Annotated in this window: 7 protein-coding genes; 6 read left to right on the forward strand and 1 reads right to left on the reverse strand. The window is 34.6% G+C overall.

The features are described from left to right. Positions 1 to 221: 221 nt before the first annotated feature. The 5 genes from HGP29_RS11960 to HGP29_RS11980 all read left to right on the forward strand — a co-directional run bounded on the left by HGP29_RS11960 (position 222) and on the right by HGP29_RS11980 (position 13,070). Positions 222 to 374 (forward strand): hypothetical protein, encoded by a 153-nt coding sequence (locus tag HGP29_RS11960; protein WP_168882640.1) that lies wholly within the window; start codon positions 222 to 224, stop codon positions 372 to 374. Next, entirely contained in the window at positions 374 to 7,984 is a 7,611-nt protein-coding gene (locus tag HGP29_RS11965) for a S8 family serine peptidase (RefSeq protein WP_168882641.1), read from the forward strand. The genes HGP29_RS11960 and HGP29_RS11965 overlap by 1 nt, the downstream gene beginning before the upstream one ends. Before the next feature lie 337 nt (positions 7,985 to 8,321). Next, complete coding sequence (locus HGP29_RS11970; protein ID WP_211093277.1) at positions 8,322 to 9,962, forward strand: tetratricopeptide repeat protein; 1,641 nt, start codon at positions 8,322 to 8,324, stop codon at positions 9,960 to 9,962. A 341-nt stretch (positions 9,963 to 10,303) separates the two neighbouring features. Then, on the forward strand, positions 10,304 to 11,866 hold the full coding sequence (locus HGP29_RS11975; protein ID WP_168882643.1) for a BCCT family transporter: 1,563 nt from the start codon (positions 10,304 to 10,306) through the stop codon (positions 11,864 to 11,866). A gap of 37 nt (positions 11,867 to 11,903) precedes the next feature. Next, positions 11,904 to 13,070: a hypothetical protein gene (locus HGP29_RS11980; RefSeq protein WP_168882644.1), complete on the forward strand. Its 1,167-nt coding sequence runs from the start codon at positions 11,904 to 11,906 to the stop codon at positions 13,068 to 13,070. Positions 13,071 to 13,368: 298 nt separating this feature from the next. On the opposite strand, the gene HGP29_RS11985 is transcribed toward HGP29_RS11980, so the two are convergent. Next, positions 13,369 to 14,835 (reverse strand): hypothetical protein, encoded by a 1,467-nt coding sequence (locus HGP29_RS11985; protein ID WP_168882645.1) that lies wholly within the window; start codon positions 14,833 to 14,835, stop codon positions 13,369 to 13,371. A gap of 411 nt (positions 14,836 to 15,246) precedes the next feature. On the opposite strand from HGP29_RS11985, the gene HGP29_RS11990 reads away from it, so the two are divergent. Further along, positions 15,247 to 17,106: a hypothetical protein gene (locus tag HGP29_RS11990; RefSeq protein ID WP_168882646.1), complete on the forward strand. Its 1,860-nt coding sequence runs from the start codon at positions 15,247 to 15,249 to the stop codon at positions 17,104 to 17,106. Position 17,107 lies beyond the last annotated feature (1 nt).

Raw genomic sequence — 17,107 nt, forward strand, 5'->3', positions numbered from 1 at the left:
CCCCTTTTTACCCCGATTTATATTTACCATCCATTATTAAAAAATCGACTTTTAAATAATAGAAAAACAGTTAGTTACAGAAGTGTGTAGTGGAGATGTAGTAGTGAATTTCATTAAAATGTAGTAGTCGATGTGGAGATTTGTTTGACTGCCGTTAAGATATTCTTTTCTCATTATGAGCTAATGTTGTGTATTAGTGTTTTAGAGACCAATTGACTTCTATGACAAAAGAGAAAAGTTCTGATGCTTCGGATAAAGACGAGATCATTAGACGTATTGAAGAACGAAAAAAGGAAATCGACACCCTTAGGAAGATCTTTAAAAAATTGTCTTCCTCTTCAACCAATTCATTCATTAAAAACAACTCAAAGTAATGAGAAAACTTTCACTATCATTGTTGTTGTTAATATGTTGTATTTTTTCTCCCATACTACAGGGAACAACATATGCGCAACAACGACCAACTCCTGTAAGCTATAACGCTGATGGAAATGCAATGGGGGTAATTCATATTAAATTTGCTCCTTCTACTGCATCACACTTACAACTTTCTAATGCAAAAGCAATTGCTACAGCACAATTAGGTATCGCTACTTTTGATGCTGTAGTGAAACAATTTCAGGGACATGATCTAAAGCGTTTATTCCCATACAATCCTAAATTTGAACATAAACTACAGAAGCATGGCTTACACTTATGGTATGAGTTATCTTATGATTTAAACTCTGACCCCCTTACAGTATGTCAAACTATTGGAAACCTTGCTGAGGTAGAAATTTCAGAACCTATTTTAGCAAAAAGACTTATCGGAGGTGAAAGTGGAGTAAGAAGATTGACAAAAGCAGAAATTGAAGCTTTATCAACTACTGAAAATTCAGCTACGATGAATGACCCATTATTAAGTAATCAATGGCATTACGATAATGATGGTTCGGCAGGGAAAAGAGAAGATGCTTCTATTAATCTTGCAGAGGCTTGGTCTCAAGTGACAGGAAATAAAGAAGTGATAGTGTCTATTCATGATGCCGGTATTGATGTTCATCATGAAGATTTGATCAACAATATGTGGATCAATGAGGCCGAACTTAACGGTACTGATGGAGTAGATGATGATGGAAACGGTTACATCGATGATGTATATGGTTTTAACTTCTCCAACAATTCAGGAGCTATTGATCCAATGGTTCATGGTACACACGTTGCAGGTACTGTAGCGGCTACAACAAACAATGGTATTGGTGTAGCAGGTGTAGCAGGTGGCTCAGGTAATAATGATGGAGTTCGCTTGATGGCTTGTCAAATCCTTAGTGATAATGGCGGAAATGAAATTGCCAACTCTTACGTTTACGCAGCCAATAATGGTGCTGTTATCTCTCAAAACTCTTGGGGTTATATCGCTCCTGGAAATTACGAGCAATCAGTATTAGATGCCATCGACTATTTTATCGCTGAAGCGGGTGATTATGATGGTTCACCAATGAGAGGTGGTATTGTAATCTTTGCAGCAGGTAATGATGGAGTGGATAATAAATACTACCCAGGGTACTATGAAAGCTGTTTAACTGTTGCTTCTTCCAATGGTTTAAGAGAGAGATCTTCTTATTCTAACTTTGGTGAGTGGGTAGACCTTACTGCTCCTGGTGGAGACACTCGTTTAGGTACTTCACATGGGGTACTTAGTACGTTACCTGATAATGAGTATGGTTATCTTCAAGGTACTTCAATGGCTTGTCCTCATGTTTCTGGTGTGGCTGCCTTGGTCGTTTCAAGATTAGGAAATGAGACTTTCTCTCAAGATGTACTGAGAAATCAGTTATTGTTTGGTACGCATAGCATGGATGAGTCTGCACCTAATTATATTGGTAAATTGGGTACAGGTTTGATTGATGCTGCTTTAGCGATTAAAGAAAATGATGGGATAGCTCCAGAAGTTGTTCAAGACATTGAAGTGTTAGCCAAGTCGTCAGATTTTGTAGATCTACAATGGACAGTGCCTAGTGATGAAGATGATGATCAACCAAGTAAATTTATGATCTCTTATTCTGTAGGTACTTTTAATGAAGAAACAGCAAAGTCAGTATTTGTTTTCTCAAAACTAGAAGCTGGAGCTAAATTCAATTATAGATTAGAGAATTTATCAGCGGAAACAAACTATGAAATTGCAATTAAAGGTTTTGACCGTTGGGGAAATGCTTCAGCCTATTCAGAAGTAATTTCAGTTGGTACTAACCTTGGCCCACAAATGTCTTATCCAATGGTGGATAATGCATGGTCATATTCGGTTGAAATTAATGCAGATGCTGCTGAAAAGTCAGTTTGGGAATCTTCTTTTACTTTAGGAAATACCAACGAAGCATTGTTAGAGTGGTCTTTAGAAACGCGTCAGAAGAGCTACACTATTAAAAACTGGGCAACTCCTTCTTTGGGTTATGAAGTGAAAAATTCAGGAAAGTCTCTAATTCTAAATAGAGTAGTACCGATGGAGTCTGTAAGAAATGAGGATTACGAACCCCTAAACCCATTTGTGGAAGAGTATTTAAGTTACACTAACTACTTCTATGCTACTTTCTTGATTGGTGATAATGATACGTCAATTCCTAATATGACAGCTTCTGCTTTTAAAGTAGAAAACGAAAATGGCTTTAACGTGACGAAAGTAGATGCCTATTTGAATGACATTACTTCTGGTCAGGCTACTTATGAAGTATATCATGGTAATATCCTATCACAAGCGAAACTAGTATTCTCTAAAAAAGTAGAAGAGACAGATGAAGGAAATCATGAATTAACTTTAGATGATAGTGAATCTTATTATGTTCCTTATGGTGATATTGTTTGGTTGGTAGTAAAAGTACCTGCTGGTAACCTATATCCAATCGGTATTAGCTCAACCAACGATCATAAAGATGCGGTTAATTATCAATGGATGTCTTTTGACGAAGGGAAGTCTTTTGTTCCGTTAAGTATCGCATTGGGTACTGACGAGTATTCGTTTACTCAAGGAATCTTTACGGATGAGGAATACCAAGGTGATTTTATCTCACTTACTCCATACGAAGGTCAAATCAATGGTGAAGGAGAAACAGAAGTGACATTTACAGCTGATGTATCTAAAATCAAGAATGGAGACGTTAAAACAAACATCATTATTTCATCAAATGATGAGAATGCAGATGGTGCAAGAATTCCTACGATTGTAAAAGTATCGGGTCATGATCCAGAGTTAATTACTCCTGGTATAGTTAATTATGGTTCTGTACAGTTAGGTAGAGAGAAAGATATAGCGATCAAGTTAGAAAACTATGGATATGGTGTTTTCAAAGGTTCTTTATCAGTGACAGGATTAGAAGGAACAGCTTTCTCAGTAGTAGACAAGCCATCTAGAGTTTCTGCTCGTTCGACAGAAGATTTAGTTGTTCGTTTCCAACCGGATATGGCAGGGAATACCAATGCGGTATTAACGATTACGGATAAGAACGGTTTCGCTAATGAAATCAACCTTTTTGGTAATGGTGAAGAGCCTTCTGAAATTAATATCACACCAGAAGTGCAGTTGTTTAATTTGGCTCACGGGGCTTCAACATCAAGCAGCATCGTTATCGAGAATACGGGTAATTTCCCATTAGAATTTAATATTCCAAAGTATAGTGATAAGCCAAGCTTCAGTGGCCATAAATTTGGTTACTCTTGGGAGTTGAAGACGGAAGACTTTGTTTGGGAAGAACTGGATGGTATGGAAGGTACTGTTGATGTTTCTAACCAATTTAAGGAAAACCCATTCTTAGACTTTGTTGAGGTGGATTTAGGATTCCAATATCCTTTCTATGATACATTGGTAGATAAAATGTATATGTCTCACATTGGTTTAATTGCCGTAGATGATAAAGACCCTGTGAATGGATCATGGGGAGAATTATTAGGTTCTTCTTTCACATCAAATGGTTATTTCGCCATCTATTATGAGTACTTTGATCTACTTTATGATTCAAAAATCTTATATAAAACATTTGACGACAAAGTAATTTTCGAATACAAAAATGTTCATTCAAAAGTTACTTATGGTGAGTCGGGAGATCCACTTACATTCCAGTTAGTGTTGCACTACAATGGACATGCAGAAATGCGTTATTTAGATTTAAGTTATTCTAATATTAAATCAATCGGTCCAATGTTGGGTATGGAAAGCCCAGATAAAAAAGATGGTATTTATTTCTATGACAAGAGCCATCAGCCTAATTTCTTATTTGAGAAACAATGGCAGAATGTATGGATAGACATTAATTATCCAGGTCCACAAATCGTTTCAAACTTATCGCAAACGAATGGTTTTGTTGGCGTTGGAGAATCAAAAGAAATTACTTTTGATGTAAACACAGATGGACTTGTAGAAGGAATGAATACTCAGTTTATTAGTGTAGAAAACAACGATCCATTCCAACAAATTGCACATTTCCAGATCAATGTTGATATCAACAAAGGTGGTGAAGCCATCGTAAAAACTTCAGAAAAAGCAATTGATTTTGGTCCTGTTTATAAAGGCAGTGATAAGATGATCATGTTGACGTTCTTGAATGAAGGAAATAGCAATACAGATATTGTATCAACAACATTTGAGGAAAATACTAAGCTGTCAGTAGACAAGTCAACTTTTGAGTTGAGAGCGAAATTGGGTACTCAGGTAAAACTTTATCTGAATACGGATGAGTTAGGAGAGATAAATGAACAAGTCACTTTTACTCAGGAAAATGGTGATACTCATGTTTTTGAGATAAAAGCCAATATCGTTAAAGCCCCAAATATTGCATTAAACTATACTGTCGATCCTTTTGTCTTACCTACAGGTGATAAGGATGAGTTTACAGTAGAAATCTCAAATTTAGAGAGCGATACAACACTTAGAGTATTAGTTGAAGGTAGTAATTGGGTATACGAGAAAGCAGCTGATGTTGAAGTAAATGCATTACCAGACCTTAGAGACTTTACTTATTTCTCTAAAGATAATGATAGAGCTTTAGCTGGGTTGGAAGACAAAGATGCTCCAACATTTAAATGGATTGATATTGTCAACAATGGTGGTACTAAATTGGAGTTTGATCAATCTACAATGTCTGCAGAGGTTGAATTTAATAAGCCAGTACCATTCTATGGTAAGATGTATGACAAAGCATGGATGGGATACCCAGGTATTATTACGTTTAGTGAGCCGACTCAGTTAGTTCCAATCATTAACAATATCATACCTTATGCAGATGGTTTTAATAACTTCATTGCCTCATTATGGGGTCTTACAGGATACGACTATTTTGATGAGAACTTAGCAAAGGGTATTTATTTCTATCAAGATGATGAAAAAGTAGTTTTCACATATCACCGTTGGGTTCACTCATTCGGAGAAGGTGCTGGAGGCTTAGTAGACACACAAACGATCATCTATTTTGACGGAAGAATTAAAATTCAATATAAAACGATCAATCAAGGTACGGTTGATTTCTGGAATCAATATTTAGTGATTGGTTTAGAGAATGAAGACGGAACAGAAGGTGTATTAACGAGTTATGGAAAAAGTTTAGCGAAAGACAAGCTAGTTATCGAATATCACCCTAGTACTGTGATGAACGTAGAAGCTGGAGAAACAAAAGAAGTGACTTTTGAAGTTAACGCTCATGATATGGTTGCAGGTAATTACTATACGGATCTTACTTTCTTAAACCATACTCCTGGTAAAGAAAATATCAGCATCCCAGTAGAATTAGAAGTAACTGCAGACTCAAAGTTATCTTGGGATACAGAGGAAATTGATCTTGGAGATATTGTTTACGAGGAATTCAAAAATTATAAATATGAATTTGCTTTAGAAAATAACAGTATGTCTCATCATACGTTAAAAACTGGCGATATCGTTGCTGATGCATCACTGAACTTAGAACTATGGGGGATCTTAGAAGAAGTAGACCCTTGGTTACCAATGACGCCTGTTCCGGGTTGGGTTCCTTACGAGTCGTATTTCAATGAATTCTATATTGCTACAAGTATTCCTGCAGGCGAAAATATGAAAGCTCAGATCAGAATTATTCCATCTGAAGCAGGTTTATTTGAAGGAAAAATCACTGTAAATAATGCAGATGGTAGTTCAACTGACTTAGTTGTAAAAGCTAATTTCTATTTACCTCCAGTATATGAGTCGGATGTTGCAGATACACTTTCTGTGAATGCGTTGACACATGAATATGTAGAGACTAAACAGTTTACAGTGTCTAACGAGAATGGTGCTTATCCACTAGATTATCAATTCGATATCGAATATGTAAGAAAAGGTTTACCAATGAATGAAGTGTATAGTGCTCAAGCGAATAATGCTACTATCAAATCTTCAGTAGTTGGAGCAAATACGATCCAAGGTACATCAACTATTAATCATAATGATTTCCACCAAGTACTTTATTACGGTGAAGTTGATGCGGAAAAGGTACAATCGATTGGCTACGGTGGTGGTCAAAGCATGATTAGTATTACGAAGTTTGTAACACCTGAAGAAGGGTTCCAATTATCTCATGTTTCGACTTGGTATTCTCCATCTGGAGTGAAGAATGGTGATGTGAAAGTGGAAATCCTTTCTGGAACTATTGACAACCTAGTATTAGTGCATGAAGAAACATTTGCAACAGAGACAAGTTCATCGGACCAAGTGGGTAGATTGGAGTTATTTGAGTTAAGTACTCCTCTTGAGTTCTTTAATGGAGAAAATATCTTTATTGCATTTACCTATGAAAAGTTCTCAGGTTATCCTCAAGGAATGATGAGATTTGAAGAGAGTATTCCTGAAACATTCTACTTCCATACTACTCAAGGATTAATTGATATCACTGAAGATATCCGTTTTGCAGATTTCGGTTATTATGTAAGAGCATATGGTAAAAATGTTGGAAGTGACTCTTGGTTCTCATTGGATCAGTATTCAGGCACTGTAGAGGTAGGTGAATCTCAAATGATCAATGCAGGTTTTAATAGTGCTAATTCTAGAGGTGAGAGCAACCTTTTAGCGAAGATCAATGTAACGACAAATGATCCAAACATGGTAGATGAAGATGCTCAATTCTATGCAGCCATGATGATCAACACTGCTCCTCAGATGATTGAAGGTATTACAGAATTGACTATTAATGAAGGAGAAGAAGTAACATTTACTTACACATTCGAGGATGTGGAGGAACATACCTTCTCATTAGAAGTAAAAGATTTTGTAGACTTCGGAAGCTTTACAACGACCGATAATTCAATATCATTAGAGCTAGCTCCTACGTTTGATGACGCTAATGATTATGCTTTCACTATTGTAGCCTCTGATGAACATGGAGTATCGTCAGAAACAGCCATACAGTTAACAGTAGAAAATGTAAACAGAGCGCCAGAAGCCATTGAACAAGATACCATTGTTCTTTCAGTAGGTGATGTTTATTACCTGTCAACTTCAGAAACTTTTGTTGATCCTGACGGTGATGAATTGACGTTTAGTATTGCTGATAACAACGATGGTTTAGCGATTACAGGTATAGCTAACGATGAATTTATTATCTCTGCTTTAAAAGAAGGTATTACAGAAGTAGCAGTCATCGCATCTGACGCAGATATGGCATCTTCTGTACAAGTAATTCCTGTAAAAATAGAAGCAGCAAGTACAGACGAGGAGGAAGAAGATGATGAAGTAACGAATATTACAGAGGACAAGGTGACTTACAATTTGTATAATTATCCTAACCCTGTTTTAGACCATACGACATTCACTTTTGAACTTCCTGAAAATGGAGAGGTAGAAATTAATATTTATACGCTTCAAGGTAAGTCTGTAGATCGTATCAAATTGGGACAACAGCATGTTGGTAAAGTACATTATGAATATGCGACGGATCGTCTTCAAGCGGGTGTATATGTTTACACTTTGATTGTAAATGGCGAAGCGAAATTATTTGGAAAAATGATCAAATAGATCAACAGATAAATTGTTCAACAAGTACCCCTTCCTGGATATTCTGGGTTGGGGTCTTTTTCATTCTTTAGATGAATTCGTTGTTCACTTTGTTTATGTTATATTATCCTATTTCATTGATTAATAATATACTATCACTGATTATGTTTGTTAATTTTGATGTTCTAATTTATAGATCAAGTGATAATTAAAACATTGGAAAATCGACAATAGTATTTGCTATTAATAGTTTACATCCGGATTGATATTATCTCCTATCATAGAACTTATCTACAGCTAAAAGTATTCAATTCATTTAAACCGAACTTCATTGAGACCAACATTTACTATCTTTTTCATGGTATTGCTATGCCATACTATTTCTGCTAAGTCAGTAGATAGTTTACATATTCAACTTTCAGGCACTTTAGCGTTAGAAGAAAGGACCGTTTTACTAAAAAAGCTCGCAGATTATTATCTACAGCATGATTTAGATAAATCACTTACTTATATCGAAGAAGGGATTTTGCTATTAGAACAGCATCACAAAAAGGCTCTTCTCCTTGGTAAATTTTACCATTTGAAAGGTAATGTATATTTATCGAAAGGATTTTTAATTAACGCTAAGTCAGCCTACCATCAGGCAGAAAAAATATTTCAAGCCAATGATAATATCGAGGAGTTAACGAAGACTCAGATTAACTTATCCATCTTATATCAGAGAGAACAAAAATTTGAAAAGGCAGAGAAGAAATATTTAGCGTTGATCACAAGGTTGGAAGGGATGAAGAACACTTTTTCAGAACGTCTTCTTCCAACTCTTTATATCAACACAGGAAGCTTGTATGATGATATGAATGACTCAGATAAAGCAATCCAATTTTTCTATAATGCCATACAGTCTTGCAAAGGGGAATCATATGAAACAATCAAAGGAAAGGCATTGCACAATATAGCTATTCAATATATTGTACTTAACCGTTTGGATGATGCCCAATTAAGTATAGAGGAAGCATTAAGAATCAAACGGAAATTAAATGACAGTGAAGGAATTGTGACCTCATTGAATATCTACGGTAACATTTATCGAATAAAAGGAACATTTGATCAAGCACTTCCTTTGTATTTTGAAGCCTTAGCTCTAGCGAAACAATTAAAGTCTCCTTTGCTTTTGAAATACACTTATAATAACCTTTATGTTTACTATGAAGAAGTAGGTGATTACAAAGAGAGCATTAACTATTTTAAAAAATTCAAAGAAGTTTCTGATCAGTTATTAGAACAAGATTATATAATGAAACTGAACGCTTTTGAGTATGAGTATCAAGTAAAACAGGAACAAGAAAATTTAGAGAATGATAAGAAGTTTCAAGAATATATAAGTGCTGCTTTATTTATCGTCCTGTTGTTTTTCTTGGTTGTAGGGTTCCTTATTTTCCGCTATTATAGATTAAGTTTGAAACACTCTAAAGCAACAGCGTCGAAGATTAAAGCGGAATATGAAATGACCAATTTATCTCAAGAGAAGATCAAGTTGGAGAACGAAAAGTTACAGGCAGATATCTCTTATCGCGACCGAGAACTCACCACGAATATCATGCATTTAATGCAAAAATATGAATTGATTAATGCGGTTTCTGAGGAACTTATGATTTTACATGATCAATTGAATGGCAAAGCAAAAAAAGAGCTGAGATCAATCGTTTTCAATCTACAGAACGATAACCAAAGTGATGTTTGGAAGGAATTGGAGATACGTTTTGAGAAAGTCAATCAGGAGTTTTATGACCAATTGAATCATCATTTTCCTAAGCTCACACCTAATGAGAAAAAGCTATGTGCTTATTTATATTTAAATCTAAGTACTAAAGATATCTCTAATATTACACACCAAAGTATAAAATCTATTGAAGTAGCAAGGTTTAGACTCAGAAAAAAATTGGGGCTAACCAACACAGATACAGATTACCAGACATTCTTCAATACTTTAAAAGATTAAACTGTATTATGTTATTTAAATTCATTTTTCAAGTTTTCTTTTTGTATTAAAAGGATATTTTTTTGTCAGATTTGATAACAAAGGAAGATTAAGAATAACTAATTTTTTTATCTACTGATCAAATCGATAGCTTGTATAAAATAATTAGATATTATGACGTGGTTCTATGCTTGGTTATCTTTATACTTTGAGCAGATGGACATGAAAACATAGTTTTCTCAAAGCCTTTAAAGCTTTTAGTAGGGGTTTACTTCTCTTTCTAACCGTTCGGTTACTGATGTCAAGATATCATAAAGATCGTTACAGAATGGTCTTTAGAATCTTAAAAGAAAATCAAAAAGATGGCTCAAATAAGAAGTGACCAAAAAACCTTTTTAGGCATTAAGGCAAATGCTACTGTATCATTGGTTTCGATTGGTGTTATACTGGTATTGGTCGTAAGTACCTTAGTGGTGGGAAAACCTATGGAAACATGGTTTAAGGAGACACAAAATAGCATTGCAAATAATGTCGGATGGTTATTTATCTTATTAGTGAATTGTCTTTTGTTCTTTGCCCTTTTTTTAGGATTCAGTAAATTTGGGAAGATTAAAATTGGTGGAAAAGATGCCAAACCTGAGTTTTCTCAGACCGCATGGTTTTCTATGTTATTTAGTGCAGGTATGGGTATTGGCTTGTTATTTTGGTCAGTAGCGGAACCTGTTTTTCATTTCAATAGTAATCCTTTTTTAAAGAATCAAAATAATTTGTCTCAAGCAGCAGAGTCTGCTATGGGTATCACCTTTTTACATTGGGGAGTTCATGCTTGGGCTTTGTATGCTGTAGTAGGTTTGGCCTTAGCGTTCTTTACATTTAACCTTAATTTACCTTTAACGATACGATCCATCTTTTTCCCATTATTTGGCAAAAAAGTCTACGGTCTTCTGGGAGATCTTATAGATATCATTGCTGTGATTGCTACTTTGTTTGGTTTGGCCACTTCTTTAGGTTTTGGTGTACAACAAGTCAATGCAGGTTTAACTTACCTTTTTGGTATTCCTACTTCTGTTCAAGTAGAGTTAGTACTTATTGTTATCATCACAGGCTTTGCAACTTTATCATTAGTATTAGGCTTAGATAAAGGTATTCGTTTGTTAAGTGAATGGAACATGCGTTTGGCAGTGACTTTAATGATCTTGGTTTTAGCCATCGGGCCCACTCTTTTTATTCTAAAATCATTCGTTCAGAACCTTGGTTACTATTTGTATGAATTTTTTGAGCTGAGTTATTGGACTAATTCATACAAAGGTGTCGGAAAGGAAACGAATTGGCAGAACTCGTGGACAGTCTTTTATTGGGCTTGGTGGATTTCTTGGTCTCCATTTGTGGGTATATTTATCGCAAGAATTTCTAAAGGAAGAACAATCAAAGAGTTTATTCTAGGTGTATTGATTGTACCGTCTTTATTTACATTTTTATGGCTAACCGTTTTTGGTGGGAGTGCTTTATTTCAAGAACTTACAGGTAACCACAGTATTACAGAAGCGGTAAATAAGAATGTGGCGACTGCCATTTATTATTTATTGGAACAGTTTCCTTTCACAACTTTTTCTTCTATCTTGACGATATTATTGGTGACTAGTTTCTTTGTAACCTCTTCAGACTCAGGTTCCTTTGTAGTAGATACATTGACGTCAGGAGGAAGACATGATGCCCCAACAATTCAAAAAATTTTCTGGGCATGTATGGAAGGCTTAATCGCAGGAGTTTTATTACTTGGAGGTGGTCTTACTGCTTTACAAACGGCATCAATATTAACGGGTTTACCCTTTGCCATATTAATCATCGTCATGTGTTTTAGCTTTTACAAAGCACTGAGAGATTATTATGATAAACATTACCGAAAAAAAAGCAACGAAGGCTGATGATAATGGCCTCTAATTAACTTACTACAATCTGATTATGAACTATAAAAACTACCTATTACTATTTCTTCTTTTCTTCTTTTCTTTACCACAATCTTATGCTCAGGATAAGCCTGAAATACATTTTGGTGGAGCATTAAGGTTTAACTACAATTATTCTGATTGGAAAGAAGGTCATAAAAAAAGGGGAGGAGATTTTGGATACGATATGTTTTCGCTTCGCCCTACTGCTTCATACAAAGGGTTGGGTTTAAATGTGGACTTAAGGATTTATTCTGATGCTTTTGGTGGAATTATGCTAAAACAAGGATGGTTTGACTATGACTTCTCAGAACAAAATCAAATTCAGTTGGGCTTAACCCAAGTTCCTTTTGGTATTACTCCATATAATTCTCATAACTGGTTTTTTAGTATCAATTTCTATTTGGGATTAGAAGATGATCATGATATGGGGATTAAGTATATCCATAAAGGAGAGGAGTGGGAATATAGCTTTGCTTTTTTTAAAAATGCCGAGGAACTTTCATTCGGTAGTAATTCTGACCTATCCAATAGTAGATATGCTTATGATGTCGCATCAATGGATGAGAGTGAAGATGGTCAATTAGAATACCGCAATAAAGAAGTGAATCAATTGGCGGGTAGTGTATTGAAAAAATTTATCAACGATAAAGCATCTCATCGTTTTGGTATCTCAGGGTTGTTTGGAGGTCTTTATAATTTAGATACCGAAAATATGGGTAACCATTACGCTGTGGCAGTACATTATGAGTTGGATCGTGGTCCTTGGAACTTAAAGGCTCAAGTTTCTCATTATCAAAAATCGCCCAACGCTCCTGAAGGAGAAAGAACAGATGTGTTTGGAATGACAGCTTTTGGAGCCGCATATCTTGTAGCATCCCAAGCTACCTCATATACTGTAGGATTAAGTTATACACAACCTGTTGAATGGGGGCCAGTTTCATCCCTACAATTTTATAACGACTTTGGATACGTAGATAAGACAAAAGAAACATTTTTCGACTCTTATCAGAATGTGACAGGTTGTTTGGTAAACGCAGGGTTACTCTATACTTATTTTGATGCAGCATTAGGAAATAACCAACCTTGGTTGGGACCCAATTACAATACAGCATTGGCATATGGTGATTCTGATGCAGATTGGCATCTTAGATTTAATATCAACTTTGGATTCTATTTTTAGGATAACAAAAAGCCCTTCCAAACTGAAAGGGCTTTCTAATTTCTTTACATCTTTAAACTATCATCATCTTAACAAAGCAAAAAAGTTGGATGTCAAAAAAATCATCAACTAGGTAAAAAAATAGCAGTAATTGAGTCAAAAAAATAGATTGTAAAACTATGAACTATACTATATTATACTACTGTAAATGAGCGATTTATTTTAATATTTCGGTCGAAGGCTTTCATAAATCGATTTTGTTGTATAAAAATTGATTTAAACCTATCAAGAAAAGCTCAAATACAGTATTCTACTATTGTTAATTTCCTTGATTATTAATGTTGTAAGTGAATCCAAGGAAGATACTCATCGTATTTTCCCAAATGCTCATAGAGTTATTTCTATATCCTTGTAAGATGGTATTTGTTGAAGGATCATATTCAATGGGATCAGAAAAATCAGCAAACTGTTCTAAATGTTGATCTTTTGAGTAGGAATATTGAATGCCTATAATCACATCAGAATGTAGAAATTCGAATTCAACTCCACTAGTAAAGTGGTACTGATCAATAGATGGCGTAATTATTTCGGCAGGGTTGTGATAGTCATGAGCTCCATTATACTTATCAAAAGAGAAATCTGTTCTAAACCCTCCCATCAATTCAAGGTGATCATTTATATCACCCCTCCATCCAAAAGCAATATTTGTTATACCTTCTCTTTTACTGGATACACCTAACCAATTATCAGATGGAATAGAATACCCACTACCACTAGATAATACCTGATTTTGTGTTTGGTTAATCATAGCAAATGAGTCAATTCCACCAAAATACTCTGCAGATAAGTAAATAGAGTGCTTCTTGAAACTTCTTTTTGTTCCCAAGGATAGACTAAAGGGAGTTTTGAAGTTTGTGCGTAGTTTCAATTGTTGATCTGTGATTAAAAGGTCTTCTTTACGGCTCCCATCTTGATTATGGATATTATGTGTACTTACTTCTCTACTCACAGTAGACGAACCGGTGATTCTCATTGAAGGAGTGGTGACTGCCATCCCAAATTGCCATTTATCTCCAGAATAGGTAAGTCCGCCTTTAAAAAGAATTTTGGAAGTAAAGCCAGAGATATAATGATTGTAATTGTACTCGACTAAGTCTAAACTTTTATTATCAAGATTATAGGCTCTTGTCGTGACATTGTAATTGTATCGGATATAAGAATAGGAATAAAAACCGCTTACCCCAAACTTCCATTTGGGAGATAGTTCTCTTGCAATACCTCCACCAATCCAGTAATCTTCATATTCACAGCGGTAATAAAAATCGCCAATAAATTCTTCATCACCAGGGTAAGTGGCTATTACGTCGACTTCCCTAACACTACGCGATAGTTGCTCATATTTATAAGAATCCCGAGTAAAAGTACATATCTCAATGCTTGTGTTTTTCCATTTTTCTGGTCGTAATAAATAGGCTACAAATCGGGGTTGTACTCTAAACTTTAGGTCTGAGGTTTTTTCTCCCTCTACTAAAGCATTTTTGAAATTGGTATTATAAAAACTAAAGATATTCGCAGTGATAGCAAACTTTTTATAGCTGATATCAGCTATTTGTGCAGGGTTATAATAAATAGCAGTAATGCCACTTCCTCCACCCACTACAGCACCAGAAAGTAAGCTAGCATCTGTATTAAAGCTATTACTCCAATACCTATTGTATTGTGCCGAAATAGAGAAAGAGGTCAAAAGAAACAGAATCGTTAAGTAATATGAGAGGTTGATATTCAAATAGTTAATGTATTGGTTCAGTATTAATATAATAACTTCAGAAATAAATGAATAGTGTTACTTCTATCTTTATTTGATCTACAATAAAGAATACCCTTTTGATACTATTTTTAAGAATAGCTTCGATTGCTCATAGTAATGGTTCAAAAATAGAATTCTAATTTTAACATTTGTTTTGATTGGAATCTTTTATTAATATTGAAGTGCAAACTTTATGTAATTACTGATAACAGTAAAATGCAAACTATTTAAACTACTGGAAAATGATGCTTTACATGGAAAGATAATATCTATTCATCACAGCTGTATTTTATATGCACAGATTTGATTATCTATAAAAAATCATAAGTAAACTAATTGTGTATAGTGATAAACTACTAACACGACGTATTTTTTTATTTCTTAATAATTATGTTTTTCAATAAAAAACTATTGAAGTACGCTGCACTGTCAGCTGTACTGTTGTCTTCATGTAACAACAAAGTGGAGGACGAATTGCAAACTATTACTTCAGATATGCTGCCTACATTGACATTATCCGAAATGGATTTTTTAAGAGGTGAAGCATCGTTTGAAATGGAAGTATCCAACGAATATGCCGACCTTGTATCTGTTGCAGATGTGAAAGTGACCTCTAATGGTGCTGACTTGGATATCGAAGTTTCTCAAGAAAGTGATAAATGGCAAATATCTTTCGATTCAAAACAATTGACAGATGGTATTCATCCTATTAAATTATCTGCGTCGTTGAGTAGTGATTTAACACTTTCTCAGTCAGAGATCACTCAAGATTTTGATGTTGAAGTAGATAATTACCTTCCAACAATTTTTTATGAGGCGGGTTATATTGAAAGTTTAAATAGTAATCGTACGGTTACATACTTCTCTAACATCCATAATGGAGAAATGCGAGAAGTTGAACAAACGTATTCTAATTACCAATTAAACTTCATGATTGTAGATGAAACAGGAACTCCTCTAACAAGCTACAATGATGCAAAAACAAGTAATGATTCTATCTTCTTTTTAATTCCTGCTGAAATTAGAGGCAGAAATTTTTATGTAAAGGAAGCGTATTCATATGAGTTTGATGAAGTATCCACAGAATTATTTGATAATAGTGTTACTACATATAAAAGGTATGATAGAAACATAGTTTTTAATTCTATCACTTCAAACTTAGATGAACCATTAATTCATACCAAAGATGAAGATAGCTCTTCGGGAACTGATGAAGATGTTATAACAAAACAAGTGGTTGTGGGAGTAAGTGAGGAAGTAGAGGCAATTACTAATTACCACTATTCTTACTATAATAATTCAGAAACAGAAACAATTGATGGTGTTGTTTATTACACATTACATTTAAAAGAAAGTAACAAAACTGAGTCTTTGTATTCAAACTATCCTAATAGTGCTTATTTCTATTCTGTTTATACTTATGCTCAGGATGATCCTAGTGAAGCAAAAGGTGTTAATATTGCCACTGATTTTATTAATGATGGGGATACAATATTAATTACTATGGATGATCTTGTCTCTCCAAAAACATATAGTGTTCACTATAAGGATAACAATACTTATACTAGACTGAATACTATGATCGGAGATGGTGAGTATCAATTAATGTACAATAATGCTTTCCAAAGAGAAGAAGGAGAAGAAGAGGATATTTATTACACTTTTGACTTTAAGAATCTTAATTCTGATGATTTCAAATATATTGAAGAAAAAGTAAATAGATTCGGAGATCATGGATTTTCAATAGTTGTACATCACTTGGATGATATTAATGATAAAAGTAATAGTTATTTAAACGCTGATAACCTTAACTATTCTGACAATGGTACAACAGCTAGTCTTGGTGTCCCATCATTTACGGATGTATCTGTAGACATGACAATGATTCAAACATATAGTAAAGAATCAGAAGGAACTACCTCATATGACTATGATGTGATTTTCAAAACGAACAGTAATACAAATAGAACTTTAAGCATATTAGATTATTCTGATGAGGAATTATCAGACCTGCAAGGAGGTTTATTTAATGAATTCTCTAGCTTACCTGTAGAATATAATTATGTATCGTATGTAGCACAAAATGGCAGGCTTGATGACGGCCACTTCTGGATGACTGATTACTATTATAAAAATAGTAATGCAAGGTTGAGAGGGCCATACTCTATTAGAGAGATGGCAAAACAATTCTTCTATGAAGAAGATCTAAAGCAAGCCTTAAGACAAGGTTATAAAATCAATAAAAACTAAA

It is taken from the genome of Flammeovirga agarivorans (assembly GCF_012641475.1).
GTDB classification, from domain to species: domain Bacteria; phylum Bacteroidota; class Bacteroidia; order Cytophagales; family Flammeovirgaceae; genus Flammeovirga; species Flammeovirga agarivorans.